The 17,717-nt window shown below is 70.8% G+C and carries 15 protein-coding genes; 13 read left to right on the top strand and 2 right to left on the bottom strand.

Features of this window, described 5'->3' with window-relative positions; genetic code table 11:
- Nucleotides 1-28: 28 nt before the first annotated feature.
- From OG852_RS14060 to OG852_RS14040, 5 genes are all read left to right on the top strand, one after another.
- Nucleotides 29-787: an NUDIX hydrolase gene (locus OG852_RS14060; RefSeq protein WP_133914032.1), complete on the top strand. Its 759-nt coding sequence runs from the start codon at nt 29-31 to the stop codon at nt 785-787.
- 144 nt (nt 788-931) lie between these two features.
- Nucleotides 932-3,181, top strand: a complete 2,250-nt coding sequence (locus OG852_RS14055) for an ABC transporter ATP-binding protein (RefSeq protein ID WP_330348095.1) — start codon at nt 932-934, stop codon at nt 3,179-3,181.
- 162 nt (nt 3,182-3,343) lie between these two features.
- A complete protein-coding gene (locus OG852_RS14050; protein ID WP_133914034.1) occupies nt 3,344-4,231 on the top strand; it encodes a FadR/GntR family transcriptional regulator in 888 nt (295 codons plus the stop codon).
- Between the two features lie 433 nt (nt 4,232-4,664).
- Nucleotides 4,665-6,215 carry an RNA polymerase sigma factor gene (locus tag OG852_RS14045; protein ID WP_330348094.1) on the top strand — a complete coding sequence of 517 codons (1,551 nt, stop codon included), beginning with the start codon at nt 4,665-4,667 and terminating at the stop codon, nt 6,213-6,215.
- Nucleotides 6,216-6,371: 156 nt separating this feature from the next.
- Nucleotides 6,372-7,226 carry a S1 family peptidase gene (locus tag OG852_RS14040; protein WP_330348093.1) on the top strand — a complete coding sequence of 285 codons (855 nt, stop codon included), beginning with the start codon at nt 6,372-6,374 and terminating at the stop codon, nt 7,224-7,226.
- Nucleotides 7,227-7,396: 170 nt separating this feature from the next.
- On the opposite strand, the gene OG852_RS14035 is transcribed toward OG852_RS14040, so the two are convergent.
- Entirely contained in the window at nt 7,397-7,627 is a 231-nt protein-coding gene (locus tag OG852_RS14035) for a DUF7455 domain-containing protein (protein ID WP_067247462.1), read from the bottom strand.
- 445 nt (nt 7,628-8,072) lie between these two features.
- Between OG852_RS14035 and OG852_RS14030 the strand changes: the two genes are divergently transcribed.
- The 6 genes from OG852_RS14030 (at nt 8,073) to OG852_RS14005 (ending at nt 15,032) form a co-directional block, all read left to right on the top strand.
- Nucleotides 8,073-10,196, top strand: a complete 2,124-nt coding sequence (locus OG852_RS14030; RefSeq protein WP_133914037.1) for a DNA gyrase/topoisomerase IV subunit B — start codon at nt 8,073-8,075, stop codon at nt 10,194-10,196.
- Nucleotides 10,197-10,434: 238 nt separating this feature from the next.
- The gene (locus tag OG852_RS14025) at nt 10,435-10,965 is read left to right on the top strand and encodes a DUF1453 domain-containing protein (RefSeq protein ID WP_330348092.1); all 531 of its coding nucleotides are present in this window, start codon (nt 10,435-10,437) and stop codon (nt 10,963-10,965) included.
- On the top strand, nt 10,962-12,113 hold the full coding sequence (locus OG852_RS14020; RefSeq protein WP_330348091.1) for a sensor histidine kinase: 1,152 nt from the start codon (nt 10,962-10,964) through the stop codon (nt 12,111-12,113). The genes OG852_RS14025 and OG852_RS14020 overlap by 4 nt, the downstream gene beginning before the upstream one ends.
- Nucleotides 12,110-12,793, top strand: coding sequence for a response regulator (locus OG852_RS14015; protein WP_133914040.1), 684 nt, complete (start codon nt 12,110-12,112; stop codon nt 12,791-12,793). Before OG852_RS14020 ends, OG852_RS14015 begins: the two co-directional genes overlap by 4 nt.
- 80 nt (nt 12,794-12,873) lie before the next feature.
- The gene (locus tag OG852_RS14010) at nt 12,874-13,443 is read left to right on the top strand and encodes a DUF485 domain-containing protein (protein ID WP_330348090.1); all 570 of its coding nucleotides are present in this window, start codon (nt 12,874-12,876) and stop codon (nt 13,441-13,443) included.
- The gene (locus OG852_RS14005; RefSeq protein WP_133914042.1) at nt 13,440-15,032 is read left to right on the top strand and encodes a solute symporter family protein; all 1,593 of its coding nucleotides are present in this window, start codon (nt 13,440-13,442) and stop codon (nt 15,030-15,032) included. Before OG852_RS14010 ends, OG852_RS14005 begins: the two co-directional genes overlap by 4 nt.
- A gap of 96 nt (nt 15,033-15,128) precedes the next feature.
- Here OG852_RS14005 and OG852_RS14000 read toward each other — a convergent pair whose 3' ends face one another.
- Nucleotides 15,129-15,821: a response regulator gene (locus OG852_RS14000; RefSeq protein ID WP_133914043.1), complete on the bottom strand. Its 693-nt coding sequence runs from the start codon at nt 15,819-15,821 to the stop codon at nt 15,129-15,131.
- Nucleotides 15,822-15,981: 160 nt separating this feature from the next.
- Between OG852_RS14000 and OG852_RS13995 the strand changes: the two genes are divergently transcribed.
- Together OG852_RS13995 and OG852_RS13990 are read left to right on the top strand one after the other, a co-directional pair.
- Nucleotides 15,982-16,797 carry an ABC transporter ATP-binding protein gene (locus OG852_RS13995; RefSeq protein ID WP_133914044.1) on the top strand — a complete coding sequence of 272 codons (816 nt, stop codon included), beginning with the start codon at nt 15,982-15,984 and terminating at the stop codon, nt 16,795-16,797.
- Nucleotides 16,787-17,650, top strand: coding sequence for an ABC transporter permease (locus tag OG852_RS13990; protein WP_330348089.1), 864 nt, complete (start codon nt 16,787-16,789; stop codon nt 17,648-17,650). Before OG852_RS13995 ends, OG852_RS13990 begins: the two co-directional genes overlap by 11 nt.
- The last annotated feature ends 67 nt before the right edge of the window (nt 17,651-17,717 follow it).

Below are 17,717 nucleotides of genomic sequence, written 5' to 3'. Positions count from 1 at the left end.
TCGTCAGGAAGACGACTATGATCGCGGCATGCCCTACGACCCGTCAGCCTTTCCGCCCTTCGCCGTCACAGTGGACCTGGTCGTACTGACCGTGCGCCGCCATGCCCTGTGCGCCTTGGCGGTGCGCCGGGGAGAGCCGCCGTTCCAGGGCCGGTGGGCGCTCCCGGGCGGCTTCGTGCGGGACGACGAGGACCTCTCCCAGGCGGCGGCGCGGGAACTGGCCGAGGAGACCGGACTGCGGGCCCACGACCCCGACGCCCCGGCCCAGGACAACGGCGCCCACCTGGAACAGCTCGCCACCTACGGCGACCCCAAGCGGGACCCCAGGATGCGCGTCGTCAGCGTCGCCCACCTCGCGCTCGCCCCCGACCTGCCCGCCCCGCGCGCCGGCGGCGATGCCAGCAACGCACGCTGGGCACCGGTCGAGGAACTGCTGCAGCAGGGCGGCTACGGCAGGGACGGCGAACCGCTCGCACCCCTCGCCTTCGACCATGCGCTGATCCTCGCGGACGGGGTCGAGCGCGCCCGATCCAAGATCGAGTACTCGTCGTTGGCGACCGCGTTCTGCCCCACCGAGTTCACCGTCGGTGAGCTGCGCCGGGTCTACGAGGCGGTCTGGGGGGTGGCCCTCGATCCACGCAACTTCCACCGCAAGGTCACCGGCACCCCCGGCTTCCTGGTCCCCACCGGCGGCACCACCACACGCCAGGGCGGCCGCCCCGCCCAGCTCTTCCGCGCCGGGGGCGCGACGCTGCTCAACCCGCCGATGCTGCGCCCCGAGGTGTGACACCGAGCCGCCGCAACTGCCCGCCCGCCCAGGGGAGTCGCCCCCGGCGCTGAGGTGAGACGAGTCGCCGCAGGTCCACCAGTACCGGCCCGTCGGCCGTGCTGTGTCCGGAAAAAGCGGATATGGCGCGCTATCTTGCTGAAGGTGATCCAGGCCTTCGGATTGACCAGCGACTCCCGCAAGGAGCACCCGCCCGCCGTCGACGACGTCTCGTTCGAGGCGCGTGCGGGCCGCGTCACCGCACTGCTCGGAGCGCCGGGCGCGGGAAAAAGCACGGCACTCAGACTCATCCTCGAACTCCAACAGGGCCGTGGTCTCACCTACTTCAGAGGCCGCCCCCTGCACCGCATCGCCCACCCCTCACGCGAGGTCGGCGTCCTCCTCGGAGACGTGCCGGGGCATCCGGCCCGCACCGTCCGCGGTCATCTGCGCATGCTGTGCGCGGCCGCCGGGGTCCCCGTCCGGCGCGCCGACGAAGTCCTGGAGGTGGTCGGCCTGAGCAGCCTGCGGGACGAACGCCTCGGCACCCTCTCCCGGGGCATGGACCGTCGGCTGGGACTAGCCTGCGCCCTCCTCGGCGACCCGCACACCCTTGTGCTCGACGAACCCGCCGAGGGCCTCTCCGGTCGCGAAGACCGTTGGCTGCACGGCATGCTGCGCGCCCACGCGCTCCACGGCGGCACGGTCCTGATGACCACGGCCGATCCCAAGGAGGCCGCCCGCACCGCCGACCGGGTCGTCACCCTCGAACGCGGCAGACTCGTGGCCGACCAGGAGGTCACCGACTTCGCCCGCACCCGGCTGCGCCCCCGCGTGGCCGTCCGCAGCCCGCACGCCGCCCGCCTCGCCGCCCTGCTCACCAAGGAGGCCCGCACCGCGCACCGCTCCGTCGAGGTCGTCCAGGAGGACGGCAACAGGCTCTGCGTGTACGGCAGTACGTGCGCCGAGGTCGGAGAGACGGCGTTCCGGCACGGCATCCTCGTCCACCAACTCGCCGACGAGACGGGCGACATGGGCCCGGGAGCGGGAACCGGGACCCCTGAGCGACCACAGCCGGAGGGGGAGCCGGGGCCGGTCGCCGTTCCCCGGTCGAGCCCCACCGGTCGGGGGGACTCCGACGTCGTACGGATGAAGGGCACCGACCCGGAGGACGGCGACCCGGACGACGACGACCTGGAGGGCGAGCTCGCCTCCGAGGACGGACCTGTGTCCGTGGTGTGGTCGACGTCCGACGCCTGGCCGGAGCTCGATGCCTGGCATGCGCCCGCTGCCGGCTCGGCATCCGATGACGCGCCCTCCGCGGGTGACTCCCCTGCCGAACTCGCCACAGCGGCCGCCGTCGGCCCGCCTCCCGCCCCGGACGACCCCGCGGGCCCCCTGCCCGCAGCGAAGACCGAGCGCCTCCCCCTGGCCCTTGCGGTCGCCGAGCAACTCACCTTCCCCGAACCGGTCACCGACCCCGACGGCCCGGACGCAGACGGACGTCGCCCGGGGAAGAGGATCGGCCGTGTGCTCCGCGGCAGACGCCGGGCCCGCTCCGCCTCCGGGGCGTCGGGCTTCCCCACCATGCCGAGGAACCCCGACTCCGTGTCGACCCTGCCGCCCCCCATCTCGGTCCGCTCGGCCCCCAGCCCGCTGCGCCCCCTTCGCTACGAACTCCGCCGAGCCGCCGGAATCGGCACCAGCTTCCTGACCGGCGCCGCCGTGCTCCTCGCCTCCGCCCTCCTCGCCGTACTCCTCGCGCGCGCGGGTCACACCCCGCAGGCGCGCCTGCTCGCCGCGTGGCCCGCGGAGCTGCCGCTGCCGCCCGCGGCGCTCGGTGCGGGACTGCTCGGTGCGCTGGCCTTCGGGGACGAGTTCCGCCACCCCGCCCTGGCCGCGGACCGCGGCACCGTGCCCCGCAGGCTCGGGCTGCTCACCGCCAAGCTCCTCGTCGCCGGGCTCACGGCGCTGATGCTGGCCTTCCTCACCGTGGGCTGCGACGCCGAAGTGCTCTATCTCCTCTACGGACGGGAGCTCGCCCAGGTTCCCGCGGAGTGGGTTTCGCTGAGCGCGAGTTGGCTCGCCCTCGTGGTCGGCTGCGCCTGGGCCGGTGTCCTCGCCGCCGGTGTCTTCCGGTCCACCACGGCCGGACTCGCCGCGGTGCTCGCCGTACCGGTCGCCGTGGTGCCCCTCGCACAAAGAGCCGCAGAGAACGCGTCCGTGCGGACCGCGGCCGGATTCTCGCTGCGGCTGCGTGAGGTGCTGCTCGTCCAGTGGCCCTTCGGGGGAGAGCGCTATCTGTTCGCCGCGCTGCGCGTGATCGCCCAACCCGTGGGCGGGGCACTGGCGTTGTCGCTGACTGCACTGCTGGGCGCGTATGTGCTGATGAACCTGCGCAGCAGGGTCCGGTGACGACCGTTCCGCGCTCTCCTGTCCTGGCGTGTGCACAACTACCCGGAGAAAGCTCATTTCTTTCCGATAAGGCGTCAATTGCGACGGGGTGAGCGATCACCCTTTCGTGTGCTTTTCACCAAAGCCCTCAAGGGAGTTGGAGGCGACGCCGACAAAGGATCCGTGAGTACCCTTGCGCACACCATGATGACCGCCGCCCGCTCCGCCGACTCCGGTCTGGCCGGCCCGGGCGAACTCGACCGCTACCCCTACGCCGAGGCTCCGGTGGCCGACCGCGTGGGAGCCCCCGTCTGGGAGAGCGCGGACCCCGAGCTGGGCCGCGTGGGCCGACGTGCCGCGGGCAGCCGCGGGCGCGGGCTGCACGGCCAACTCGTCCAGCAGTTGGGCCAGATGATCGTCTCGGGTGACCTCGGTGCCGACCGTCCGCTGGTGCCCGAGGAGATCGGCCAGCGCTTCGAGGTCTCCCGTACCGTCGTCCGTGAGTCGCTGCGCGTACTGGAGGCCAAGGGCCTGGTCAGCGCCCGGCCGAACGTCGGCACGCGCGTGCGTCCCGTCAGCGACTGGAACCTGCTCGACCCGGACATCATCGAGTGGCGGGCCTTCGGACCGCAGCGCGACGACCAGCGGCGGGAGCTGAGCGAGCTGCGCTGGACGATCGAGCCGCTCGCGGCCCGTCTCGCCGCGGGGCACGGGCGGGACGACGTCCAGCAGCGACTGGGCGACATGGTCGAGATCATGGGACATGCCATGGGGCAGGGTGACGCGCTCACCTACTCCCGGGCCGACACCGAGTTCCACAGCTTGCTCATCCAGGTCGCCGGCAACCGCATGCTGGATCACCTTTCCGGGATCGTCTCGGCCGCCCTGCAGGTGTCGGGAGGCCCGGTCACGGGTTGCGACCGGCCGACCGACGCGTCCCTCGCGCATCACGCCAGGCTCGTCGACGCCCTGGCCGCCGGCGACGGCGGGGCCGCCGAGGCGGCCATGCGGCAGCTTCTCACCGTGCACCCCGAGGTGGAGCGCGTCGTGCCGGCGCCGCGCGAGCACTGACGGCCCGCCGCGGGAGGGACGACCGGCGGCGTCCTCCCCTCGTCATGCCGTCCTCGGCCGGCTCCGCGCTTCCCGCGTCGGACCCCGCACGACCCCGCTCAGGGGCCGCGGGGTTCGACGACGCGGCATGGACCGGGGGTGGATCGGGGCAACCTGGGTACGTACTACGGGTGACCACCTCTGCCCGTGTCTGGCCGCTTTTGAGCGCTTACGCGGTGTGACTCGGGCCACGAAGATTGGGCGTAACGCTTGTGGAAACAACGCGATGACCTAAGAGGTGACAGCCGCGGAGGGAATACGGACGCCGTTCAAGGCGCTGTGCATCTTCCCGGCCCCCCGCCCGTACCGTCGGCCCACCCCCAGGCCGGTGGTCGGCTCCTGTCCTCCATGGATGGGGCCGGAAGCCGTTTTCCAACGTTCCGAGAGGTTGTTCGTGTCGGCCAGCACATCCCGTACGCTCCCGCCGGAGATCGCCGAGTCCGTCTCTGTCATGGCGCTCATTGAGCGGGGAAAGGCTGAGGGGCAGATCGCCGGCGACGATGTGCGTCGGGCCTTCGAAGCTGACCAGATTCCGGCCACTCAGTGGAAGAACGTACTGCGCAGCCTCAACCAGATCCTCGAGGAAGAGGGTGTGACGCTGATGGTCAGTGCCGCGGAGCCCAAGCGCACCCGAAAGAGCGTCGCAGCGAAGAGTCCGGCCAAGCGCACCGCCACCAAGACGGTCGCGGCGAAGACGGTGACCACGAGGAAGGCCACCGCCACCACCGCGGCCGCCCCGGCCGCACCCGCTGTGGACGACCCCGCAGAGGAAGCCGCCCCCGCCAAGAAGGCGGCTGCCAAGAAGACCACGGCCGTCAAGAAGACGGCGGCCGCGAAGAAGACCGTGGCCACCAAGAAGACGGCGGCCGCCAAGAAGACCACCGCCAAGAAGGACGACGCCGAGCTGCTCGAGGACGAGGTCCTCGAGGACGCCCCCAAGGGCGGCGACGAGCCCGAGGGCGCCGAGAGCGCCGGTTTCGTACTCTCCGACGAGGACGAGGACGACGCGCCCGCACAGCAGGTCGCGGCCGCCGGTGCCACCGCCGACCCCGTCAAGGACTACCTCAAGCAGATCGGCAAGGTCCCCCTGCTCAACGCCGAGCAGGAGGTCGAGCTCGCCAAGCGCATCGAGGCCGGTCTGTTCGCCGAGGACAAGCTGGCCAACGCCGACAAGCTCGCGCCGAAGCTCAAGCGCGAGCTGGAGATCATCGCCGAGGACGGCCGCCGCGCCAAGAACCACCTCCTGGAGGCCAACCTCCGCCTCGTGGTCTCCCTGGCCAAGCGCTACACCGGTCGCGGCATGCTCTTCCTGGACCTCATCCAGGAGGGCAACCTCGGTCTGATCCGCGCGGTCGAGAAGTTCGACTACACCAAGGGCTACAAGTTCTCCACGTACGCCACCTGGTGGATCCGTCAGGCGATCACCCGCGCCATGGCCGACCAGGCCCGCACCATCCGTATCCCGGTGCACATGGTCGAGGTCATCAACAAGCTCGCGCGCGTGCAGCGCCAGATGCTCCAGGACCTGGGCCGAGAGCCCACCCCGGAGGAGCTGGCCAAGGAGCTCGACATGACCCCCGAGAAGGTCATCGAGGTCCAGAAGTACGGCCGCGAGCCCATCTCGCTGCACACCCCGCTGGGCGAGGACGGCGACAGCGAGTTCGGTGACCTCATCGAGGACTCCGAGGCCGTCGTCCCGGCCGACGCCGTCAGCTTCACGCTCCTGCAGGAGCAGCTGCACTCCGTCCTCGACACCCTGTCCGAGCGCGAGGCGGGCGTCGTCTCGATGCGTTTCGGTCTCACCGACGGTCAGCCGAAGACCCTCGACGAGATCGGCAAGGTGTACGGCGTCACCCGCGAGCGCATCCGCCAGATCGAGTCCAAGACCATGTCGAAGCTGCGCCACCCGTCGCGGTCGCAGGTCCTGCGCGACTACCTCGACTAGACCGGATCGGCCGCACGACCCGGCCGTGACCGTACGACGCCGAAGGCCCGGTTCCCCTCGGGGGAGCCGGGCCTTCGGCGTGGGCGCGCGGGTGCGGGGTGTCGCACACTGGATCACTCTGGGTGTTCATCGATCACTTCGGAGTGAGGAGTGTGCATGCGTCGTCGCTTTGTCCGGGCGCTGGCCCGGCCATTGGCACTGGCGGCCACGGCGGTGGCCATACCGCTGCTGTCCGCCGCCCCCGCGGCCTCCGACGTCGTCCTGGGCGGATTCCCCGTCGAAGCCGCCCAGAGCCCCTGGACGGTCGCGCTGTCGAGCCGTGACCGGTTCGGAGGTATGCGGTCGGGACAGTTCTGCGGCGGCGTCGTGGTGGGCCCCACGACCGTCGTCACCGCGGCCCACTGCGTGGCCGAGGACGTCCTGGGGGCACCGCCGAACCGGGCCGGGGACCTGAGGGTCGTCGTGGGTCGTACGGACCTCTACTCGGACCAGGGCCGGGAGATCGCCGTCCGGGAGACCTGGGTGAATCCGGCCTACGACAGCGCGACCAACGCCGGCGACTTCGCCGTGCTCACGCTCGCCGAGCCCCTTCCGGAGGCTTCGGCCATCGGCATGGCCGGACCGGGCGACATGGCGTACCGGCCGGGGACGGAGGCCGTGATCACCGGCTGGGGCGACACCACGGGGTTCGGCGCCTATCCCCGTCGGCTGCGGGCCGCCCACGTCCATGTGCTGGCCGACGCGCTCTGTGAGCGGGCGTATCCGGGCTCCGCGGACGGAAGGTACCTCTCCGCGAGCATGGTGTGCGCCGGGGAGGAACGCGGTGGGCGGGACGCCTGCCAGGGGGACAGCGGCGGGCCGCTGGTCGCACAGGGCCGTCTGATCGGTCTCGTGTCGTGGGGCAGCGGCTGCGGGCGGCCCGGGAATCCGGGGGTCTACACCCGGGTCTCCGAGATCGTCCGGGCACTCGGCCGGGGCGGGGCTCCGCACGGGACCGCACAGGCCTCCTGACGGCGCCTGTGCCGGTTCCGCCCGTCACTGAGGGTTCTCCGCCCCCGCCGGCCTGTGCCGGCTCCTCGGCGGATCAGACAGCCACGAGAACGGGCGGCGGCCCCTGTTTCCAGGGACCGCCGCCCGCGCACCGGCCTGAGCCGGCTGTGGCTCGTCGTGGACGCGTCGGATCAGCGCTCTTCGTCGGAGGCGGATGCAGGAACGGTCGTGAGCCGCTCCGTCTCGTCCTGTATCTCAGCGGCGATCTTCTTGAGTTCCGGCTCGAACTTGCGGCCGTGGTGGGCGCAGAAGAGCAGTTCTCCGCCGCTGAGCAGGACCACGCGCACGTACGCCTGGGCGCCGCAGCGGTCGCAGCGGTCAGCGGCCGTCAGCGGGCTCGCGGGGGTCAGAACAGTAGTCACGTCGCCTCTTCTCTAGCTCGACGAGCTGTCGTACCAGGGTCAACATCCAACCAGCCCCAAAACGTTCCCGCTCGTGGCTTCTCCCCGAAAAAAATCTTCGAGGTGGCCGTCTGCTGCCGGTTTGGCGGCGAATGTGCCGTATTGCGTCTCTGTGGTGCTTACGGTTTCGCGCTGTCGGTCATGGTCTCGATCCTCCCCGGCTGGATTGCCGGTTTGTTCATGAGGACGTGCCCGGAGCCTAAATGGTTCATGCCTCGAAGGGAACGTGATATGTACTTCACTCCAACGAGGGATCGAACACGCATACGACTCTGGACTAGTCTGAGTTTCAGACGAGGGTGGCGTGACAACGGCTCTACCAGGCCTCGGTACCCTCTTGGCGGCGAAAGAAGCCGCGCCCTTACCCAGAAGGGCCCCACCTGAAATTCAGCGAGGAGCGAACCGCGTGACCGCCGAAACGTCCGTGCCGTCCACAGCGCTGCTGGCAGGAGCAGACCGGGACGGTTCCAACTACACCGCGCGGCACCTGCTCGTCCTCGAGGGCCTCGAGGCCGTGCGGAAGCGCCCGGGCATGTACATCGGATCCACCGACAGTCGTGGTCTGATGCACTGCCTCTGGGAGATCATCGACAACTCCGTGGACGAGGCCCTCGGGGGCTACTGCGACCACATCGAGGTGATCCTCCACGACGACGCCTCGGTCGAGGTGCGCGACAACGGCCGGGGCATCCCGGTCGACGTCGAGCCCAAGACCGGCCTGTCCGGCGTCGAGGTCGTCATGACCAAGCTGCACGCCGGCGGCAAGTTCGGCGGCGGCTCCTACGCCGCCTCCGGCGGCCTCCACGGCGTCGGCGCCTCCGTCGTCAACGCCCTCTCGGCCCGCCTCGACGTCGAGGTGGACCGCGGCGGCCACACGCACGCGATCAGCTTCCGGCGCGGTGTGCCGGGCGCCTTCGCCTCGGTCGGTCCCGACGCCAGGTTCGAGGCCGAGAGCGGCCTGCGCAAGGCCAAGAAGATCGCCAGGACCCGCACCGGCACGCGCGTGCGGTACTGGGCCGACCGCCAGATCTTCCTCAAGGACGCCAAGCTCTCCCTGGAGAACCTCCACGCGCGCGCCCGCCAGACCGCGTTCCTGGTGCCGGGCCTGACCATCGTCGTCCGCGACGAGTACGGTCTCGGCGAGGGCGGCAGCAAGGGTGAGGAGTCCTTCCGCTTCGACGGCGGCATCAGCGAGTTCTGCGAGTACCTGGCCACCGACAAGGCCGTCTGCGACGTCCTCCGCTTCACCGGGCAGGGCACCTTCAGGGAGACCGTCCCCGTCCTGGACGAGCACGGGCAGATGACCCCCACCCAGGTCACCCGCGAACTCGAGGTCGACGTCGCCATGCGGTGGGGCACGGGCTACGACACGACCATGAAGTCGTTCGTGAACATCATCGCCACCCCCAAGGGCGGTACGCATGTCGCCGGCTTCGAGACGGCCGTCACCGGCACGCTCAACGAGGTCCTGCGCGCCAAGAAGCTGCTGCGCGTCGCCGAGGACGACATCGTCAAGGACGACGCCCTCGAAGGCCTGACCGCGGTCGTCACCGTCCGTCTCGCCGAGCCCCAGTTCGAGGGGCAGACCAAGGAGGTCCTCGGCACCTCGGCGGCCCGGCGCATCGTGAACACCGTGATCGCCAAGGAACTCAAGGCGTTCCTGACCTCCACCAAGCGCGACGACGCCGCCCAGGCCCGGGTGGTCATGGAGAAGGCCGTCGCCGCCGCCCGTACGCGGATCGCGGCGCGCCAGCACAAGGACGCCCAGCGCCGCAAGACGGCCCTGGAGTCCTCCTCGCTGCCGGCCAAGCTCGCCGACTGCCGCAGCGACGACGTCGACCGCAGCGAGCTCTTCATCGTCGAGGGAGACTCCGCGCTCGGTACCGCCAAGCTGGCCCGGAACTCCGAGTTCCAGGCGCTGCTGCCGATCCGGGGCAAGATCCTCAACGTCCAGAAGTCGTCCGTGACCGACATGCTCAAGAACGCCGAGTGCGGCGCGATCATCCAGGTCATAGGGGCGGGCTCGGGGCGCACCTTCGACATCGACGCCGCCCGCTACGGCAAGATCATCATGATGACCGACGCCGATGTGGACGGCTCGCACATCCGGACGCTGCTGCTGACGCTGTTCCACCGCTACATGCGGCCCATGGTCGAGGCCGGCCGGGTGTTCGCCGCGGTGCCGCCGCTGCACCGTATCGAGCTCGTCCAGCCCAAGCGGGGCCAGGACAAGTACGTGTACACCTACTCGGACCGTGAGCTGCGCGACAAGCTCATGGAGTTCCAGAGCAAGGGCGTCCGGTACAAGGACTCGATCCAGCGCTACAAGGGTCTCGGCGAGATGGACGCCGACCAGCTGGCCGAGACGACGATGGATCCGCGCCACCGGACCCTGCGCCGCATCAACCTGTCCGACCTGGAGGCTGCCGAGCAGGTGTTCGACCTGCTCATGGGCAACGACGTGGCGCCGCGCAAGGAGTTCATCTCCAGCTCGGCGGCGACGCTGGACCGGTCGCGCATCGACGCGTAGCCACCGGTTGCTGGACGATCGCTGCGACGGGGGCTCGGTTCCGGGTGGAATCGCGCCCCCGTCGGCTTGCCGCCATGCTCTCCTCGGGGGCCCTCCACCCGAGGGTGGAGCGCCGTGACCGCGGGGATCCACCCGTGATCCACCCTGGCTCCGATCCGCTGAGCTGCGCGAATCCGTAGCGTCGTAGGCGTCGGCAGCACTCGCTGTCGGCACCCCCTACTCGCTCACGGAGGCTGTGATGTCCGGGCTGATCGACGCGCTGGTGATCGTGGTCGTGGCCGCCCTGGTGATCGCGCGCCAGTTCCGCACAAGCCGGCTCGACGCGGACCGGCGGTGGTGGCTCCTGCCCGGGATCCTGGCCGTCATGGCCCTGCGCGGGCCCCACCTGCTCGACCCCCGCCATGCCACCGCGTCGGCCCTGATACTCGGCGCGGAACTGCTGGTCGCCCTGGTCACCGGAGCCGGCTGGGCCTGGACCACCCGCATATGGGTGGAGCCGGACGGCGCGGTGTGGAGCAAGAGCACCGGAGCGAGCGTGGCGGTCTGGCTCGTCGGCATCGGTCTGCGGGTCGGCCTGTTCGCCCTGGGCGCCCTCCTGGGGATCCGTCAGGACAGCTCCGCCCTGCTGCTGGCGCTGGCCGGCACCCTGCTGGTCCGTTCCGCGCTCCTCGTATGGCGCGTGGGGTCCGTGCACCGCACCCCCGTGCACGAGGGCACGGCGTACTACGGTGAGCAGGTGGCCCGGTCCGCGTGGAAGGAGCGCGTGTGACGGAGAACGCCTGGACCCGCTGGCCCTCCCGGGAGGCGCTGGGCCGCAAGGAGCTCACGCGGCCAAGGCGCCTCCTGGCCTGGGCGATTCGGTTGGTGGCACTCGGGGCGCTGCTGTGGAGCGCCTTCCACGACAGCCGTATCCACGGCTGGGTCGCGGTCGCCGGGATCGGTGGGGTCCTCCTCGCGGGCGCGCTGGCCTGGGGCTTCTTCCAGACGACGCTCAGGCATCGGCTGTGGCCGTCGCTGGTGCTCGCCCTCATGCTGCTGGGGCTCGCGGTCGGCGCTCAGGCTGCCGGGTTCCGCACCCCGGCCCTCGTCCTGTGGTGCGGATGCGCGATCGCGGCGCTGGAGCGACTGCCCCTGGGAGCCGCGCTGCCGGTGGCCTCGGTCGGTCTCGCCGCCTTCGCCGCGGTCAACGACGACGTGTGGCTGACGACCGCTGCCACGATCGGGGGCATGGGGCTCGCCGGATACGCCCTGCGTCTGGACGCCGAGGCGCGTGGCAACGCGCAGAGACTGCTCGCCCAGGAGCGCGCGGCGCGGGCCGCCGAGGCGGAGTCGGCCGCACTCGCCGAGCGGGCCCGTATCGCCCGGGAGATCCATGACGTGCTGGCTCACAGCCTCTCGGCGCAACTGGTGCATCTGGAAGCCGCCCGGCTGCTGATCGAGCGGGGCGCGGACCGCGAGCAGATCCTCGAACGGGTGGTGGCGGCCCGGGGCATGGCGCGCGACGGCCTCGACGAGACCCGCCATGCGCTGTCCGCGCTGCGCGGTGATCTGACGCCGCTCGAGGACTTCCTGACCGATCTCGTCCGAGCGGCCCACGGTGCCGAGGTCACCGTCGTGGGTGATCGCAGAGCACTGCCCGCCGAGGCGTCGCAGGCCGTGCGCAGGGTCGCCCAGGAGGCACTGACGAACGTCCGCAAGCACGCGCCGGGCGCGAAAGTGCGGGTGCGGCTGGCGTACGAACCCCGTGAAGTGATCCTGGACGTGCGGGACTCGGGAGGTCCGCCGGGCGAACTCGCCGAGGCCGGCGGCGGGTACGGTCTGCTGGGGATGCGTGAGCGCGCCGAGCTGCTGGGCGGGTCGCTGGACGCCGGGCCGGACGAGGAAGGGTTCGTGGTGACGCTGAGGGTGCCGGTATGACGGAGACGGGTGAGCGGAAGCCGGCCACAGTGGTGGTCGCGGACGACCAGACCGTCGTCCGCGAGGGCATCGTGATGCTGCTCGGGCTGCTTCCCGGAGTGGAGGTCGTGGGGGCCGCGGGGGACGGCGACGAGGCCGTCCGGCTCGTCGCCCAACTGGCCCCGGACGTGGTGCTGATGGATCTGCGGATGCCCCGCTGCGACGGGGTGGAGGCGACGCGGCGGATCCGGGCCGAGCATCCCGGTACCCAGGTCGTCGTGCTCACGACGTACGCCGACGACGAGTCCCTGTTCCCGGCGCTGCGGGCAGGCGCGCGGGGGTATCTCACGAAGGACGCCGGCGGGGACGAGATCGTGCGGGCCGTGCACAGTGTGCTGTCCGGCGACGCGGGGCTGTCGCCGAGTGTCCAGCGGCGCCTGCTGGAGCGCCTGTCGGCGCCCGAGCCGGAACCCGAGGCGCCCGCCGCTCCGCCGGACGGGCTTACCACCCGGGAGACGGAGGTGCTGACGCTGATCGCCGAGGGACTCAGCAACCAGGAGATCGCCCGCAGACTCCAGGTGTCCACGGCGACGGTGAAGACCCACATCAACAACATGTTCACCAAGACGGGACTCAAGGACCGCGCCCAGGCGGTGCGTTACGCGTACGGAAAGGGGCTGGTACGACCTCCGACGGGATGAATGGTCTTTTCGTCACCTGATGGGGTGAAGCAGACAGGGAAGGAGAGCCGGGGGTCTTCCCGTTCTGTCCATCCTTGGGCATGCAGTCAAGCAACAGCCGTGCCCGCGGCGGCGGGGACGGTCCTGAGAGATCCGGCGAGCACCGTCACAGCCGGGGCCCGGAGTCCGCCGAGGTGCCGGGTGGGGTGCGCTACGAGGACCCGTGGTACGACGCGCTCGCGTCGGGCTGGGGTGAGCGGGGCACGACGGCCGCCGGGGGTACGTACGGGGCCGGGGTGCCGACGGCGCGCCGGGAGCGGGAGGACAGGGCCGTGGCGGCGGCCCAGGTCTATCTCGAGGTGCAGCGCAGCGCCGCCTTCCAGGAAGTGCGCAGCCGCTATCGACGGTTCGTGGGGCCGGCGTTCGTGGGGTTCTTCCTCTGGTACGTGGGCTATGTCGTGACGGCGACGGCCGCACCCCGGTTCATGGCGCGGCCGGTGGTGGGCGCGGTGAACGTGGGCCTGGTGGCAGGGCTCGGGCAGTTCCTCACGACGTTCCTGCTCACCTGGGCCTACGCCCGGCACGCGCGGCTGCGCCGGGACCGTGCGGCGCTCGAACTGCGCTGGGACACCCAGGAGCTGACGCGCGGGGCGAGGGGCGGTGCGTTGTGACCGAACACCATCAGGCGCTGGCGTTGGCGCTGTTCAGCGCCTTCGTCGCGGTCACCTTGGGGATCACGACCTGGGTGAGCCGCAACCGGCAGGGCTCCGAGGAGGAGTTCTACGCGGGAGGGCGGTTGTTCTCCCCGATGGAGAATGGGTTCGCCATCGCGGGGGACTACATGTCGGCCGCCTCCTTCCTCGGTGTCACGGGTCTCATCGCGCTCTTCGGCTACGACGGGCTGCTGTATGTGGTCGGCTTTCTCGTGGCCTGGCTGGTGGTGCTGTTCCTCGTCGCCGAACTGGTGCGCAACTGCGGGCGGTTCACCCTCGCCGATGTCGTCGCGGCACGGATGAGCGAGCGGCCGGTGCGGATCGCGGCGGGAACCTCCTCGGTCACCGTGTCCGTTCTCTATCTGGTGGCGCAGATGGTGGGGGCGGGCAGCCTGGTCGCGCTGCTGCTCGGGAACACCGGGGAGGCGGCCGGGGCGTGGGCCGTCATCGGGGTGGGGGCGCTCATGGTGATCTATGTGTCGTTGGGAGGGATGCGGGCCACCACATGGATTCAGATCGTGAAGGCGGTGCTGCTGCTCGGCGGCACGATCGCGCTCACGGTGCTCGTGCTGGTGCGTTTCCACGGGGATGTCGACAGGCTGCTGCTCACGGCGGCCGAGCGCAGTGGACACGGTGCCGCGTTCCTGGCGCCCGGGCTGAAGTACGGCGGGGACTGGACCGCCCGCTTCGACTTCATCAGCCTCGGGCTGGCGCTGGTCCTGGGCACGGCCGGGCTGCCGCACATCCTGTCGCGCTTCTACACGGTGCCGACCGCGCGGGCCGCCCGGCGGTCCACAGTCTGGGCGATCGGACTCATCGGCGGTTTCTATCTGATGACGATCGTCCTCGGGTTCGGGGCGGCGGCGATCCTCGGGCCGGAGACGGTGCGTGGTGCGAACGCGGCCGGGAACACCGCGGTGCCGCTGCTGGCGCTCGATCTGGGCGGCGGTGCCGACTCGACGGTCGGCACGGTGCTGTTCGCGTTCGTGGCGGCGATCGCGTTCGCGACGATCCTCGCCGTGGTCGCCGGGATCACGCTCGCCTCCTCGGCGTCGGTGGCGCACGATCTGTACGCCTCGTTGCGCCGCGGCTCGGCGAAGGTCCGCAGCGAGGTGGCGGTGGCGCGGATCGCGGCCGTGGGCATCGGCGTGGTCGCGATCGCCCTGGGGCTGCTGGCCCGCGGTCTCAATGTCGCCTTTCTGGTGGGGCTGGCGTTCGCGGTCGCGGCGTCCGCGAATCTTCCGGTGCTGTTGTACTCCCTGTTCTGGCGGGGCTTCACCACCCGGGGCGCGGTATGGGCGGTGTACGGCGGACTGGTGCCGGCGCTGGTGCTGGTGGTGCTGTCGCCGGTGGTGTCGGGCAGTCCCGAGTCGCTCTTCCCGGACGTGGACTTCCAGTACTTCCCCCTGCAGAACCCCGGCCTGGTGTCGATCCCGCTGGGATTCCTCGCGGGCTGGCTCGGCACGGTCACCTCGGCCGAGGTCCCGGACGAGGCCAGACACGCGGAGACCGAGGTGCGGTCGTTGACGGGGGCCGGAGCCGTCTGACCCGGGGTGCGGTCGGCGTCGTGGAAGTCACGGCGGCTCGGGACGTGTGGCCCCGGGCGCCTGCGTCGTCGTAGGAGATCCGGCGGAGCCGGGCCGTCAGGGCGCCACCCAGGCGTAGCGGTGTTCGGGGCGGCCGGTGTCGCCGTACTTGAGCGAGAGGCGCAGGCGGCCGGCCTGTTCCAGGTGGCGGAGGTAGCGCTGGGCCGTGGAGCGGCTCAGGCCGGTCTCGGCGGCCACCTCGTGGGCCGAGAGCGGGTGGTCGGCGCGATGCAGGACGGCGCAGATCAGGTCCGTCGTCGGCTCCGAGTGGCCGGTCGGCAGGCCGGGGGACGACGGGGCCGGTGCGGTGCGCAGGGCACCGAAGATCCGGTCGACCTGTTCCTGGCCGGCGACGCCCCGGCCGCCGACCCGGTCCACCGTGCGGCGCAGGGCCGCGTAGGAGTCCAGGCGGGCGCGCAGCGCGGCGAAGGTGAACGGTTTCACCAGGTAGTGCAGCGCGCCCAGACGCATCGCGGTCTGCACGGTGCCGACGTCGCCGGCGGCTGTGATCATGATGACGTCGGTGCCATGGCCCTGGTCCCGCATTCTGTGCACCAGTTCGAGACCGGTCCCGTCCGGGAGGTAGTGGTCGAGCAGGACCAGGTCGATGGTTCCGCGCTGCACGGCGGCCAGCGCCTGGGCGGCGCTGTGCGCGCGGGCGGCCACCCGGAAGCCGGGAACCTTCCCCACGTACTTGGCGTTGATCTCTGCGACGCGGAAGTCGTCGTCCACGACCAGGACGTCAATCATCGGGCCTCTCTCCGTCAAGGCCTGGAGGGCGTGCAGCCCATGTTCGGCTCCGCTGTTGTAACGCGCGCAAAACGAGCACAACAGCCTCTTGCAAGCAAAAGAAGCGCATGCGCCCACAAGGCTGATGCCGTGTCCCGGCTCACATCTACCGTCCCCGGCCATGAGCGCACACACCAGCCCCGCCATCGAGCTGCGGGGCGCGAGCAAGGTCTTCAGGACCCCCTCGGGGGGCCTGCACACGGCCGTCCGGGATCTCGACCTCACCGTCGGGCGCGGAGAGTTCGTGGCCGTCGTCGGACCGACCGGTTGCGGCAAGTCGACCACGTTGACCCTGGTCAGCGGGCTGGAGGAGCCGACCCGGGGCGAGGTGCTGGTCGCCGGGCAGCCGGTGCGCGGGGTCGGCGACAAGGTCGGCTTCGTCTTCCAGCAGGACGCCACCTTCCCGTGGCGCACGGTCCTGTCCAACGTCATGGCGGGCCCCCGCTTCCGCGGCGTGCCCAAGGCGGAGGCCCGGCAGAAGGCCCGTGAGTGGCTGGCGCGGGTCGGGCTCGCCGCCTTCGAGGACCGCTACCCGCACCAGCTCTCCGGCGGTCAGCGCAAGCGGGTCGCCCTCGCCGCCACCTTCGTCAACGACCCCGAGATCCTGCTGATGGACGAGCCGTTCTCGGCGCTCGACGTGCAGACGAGGGCCCTGATGTCGGACGAGCTCCTGGAGCTGTGGGAGGGCACGGGCGCCTCGGTCGTCTTCGTCACCCACGACCTGGAGGAGTCCATCGCGCTGGCCGACAAGGTCGTGGTCATGACCGCGGGTCCGGCCACCGTCAAGCAGATCTTCGACATCGATCTGCCGCGCCCGCGCAAGGTCGAGTCGGTGCGTCTGGAGCCGCGGTTCATCGAGATCTACCGCGAGATCTGGGAGTCCCTCGGCGAAGAGGTCCGCATCACCCGCGAAAGAGGTGCCGCTCATGTCGCCTGACGTCCTCAGCACGCCCGTCGCGGACGCGGTCAAGGCACCGGACCGCGCCCACTCCCGCGCGCGTGCCGCCCGCAGACGCAAGATCGTGGTCGGTACCTCCCGGGTCCTGCTCCTGGTGGCCGTCCTCGCGCTGTGGGAAGGGCTCTCCCGGGCCAAGGCCATCGATCCGTTCAACTTCTCGATGCCCTCCAGGATCTGGGACCAGATCTGGACCTGGATCACCCACGGGACCGCGCTCGGCTCCCTCGGCGAGCAGATCTGGTACACGCTCTACGAGGCGCTGCTCGGCTGGGTCATCGGTGTGGTCGCCGGTGTCGTGTGCGGGATCGCGCTCGGGCGGATCAGCTTCCTCGCCGATGTCCTTGGTCCATACATCAAGGTGCTCAACTCGATCCCCCGTATCGTCCTGGCGCCCATCTTCGTGATCTGGTTCGGTCTCGGCCCCGCCTCCAAGGTCGCCTCGGCCGTCGTCCTGGTGTTCTTCCCCGTCTTCTTCAACGCCTTCCAGGGCGCCCGCGAAGTCGACCGCAACCTCGTCGCCAACGCCCGCATCCTCGGCGCGAGCGACCGCAGGGTGACGCTTCAGGTCGTCATCCCCTCCGCCACCTCCTGGATCTTCACCAGCCTGCATGTGAGCTTCGGCTTCGCCCTCATCGGTGCGATCGTCGGCGAGTACATCGGCGCCACCAAGGGCATCGGTCTGCTCGTCGCCCAGTCCCAGGGCACGTTCAACGCGGCCGGCGTGTACGCGGCGATGGTCATCCTCGCCGTCGTGGCCCTCGTCGCCGAGGGGCTGCTCACCTTCGCCGAGCGCCGCATCTTCCGGTGGAAGCCGTCGGGCTCCGACAGCTGACCCCGTCGTCGAACGATCCCCGCCGCTTCCGATCCCGGCCGTTCCACCCCGCACCACCACCCCTCTC

Source organism: Streptomyces sp. NBC_00582, assembly GCF_036345155.1.
In the GTDB taxonomy this organism is placed as follows: Bacteria; Actinomycetota; Actinomycetes; order Streptomycetales; family Streptomycetaceae; genus Streptomyces.
Note: the sequence above shows the minus strand (reverse complement) of the source record. Positions and strands in the feature narration are given on the sequence as shown.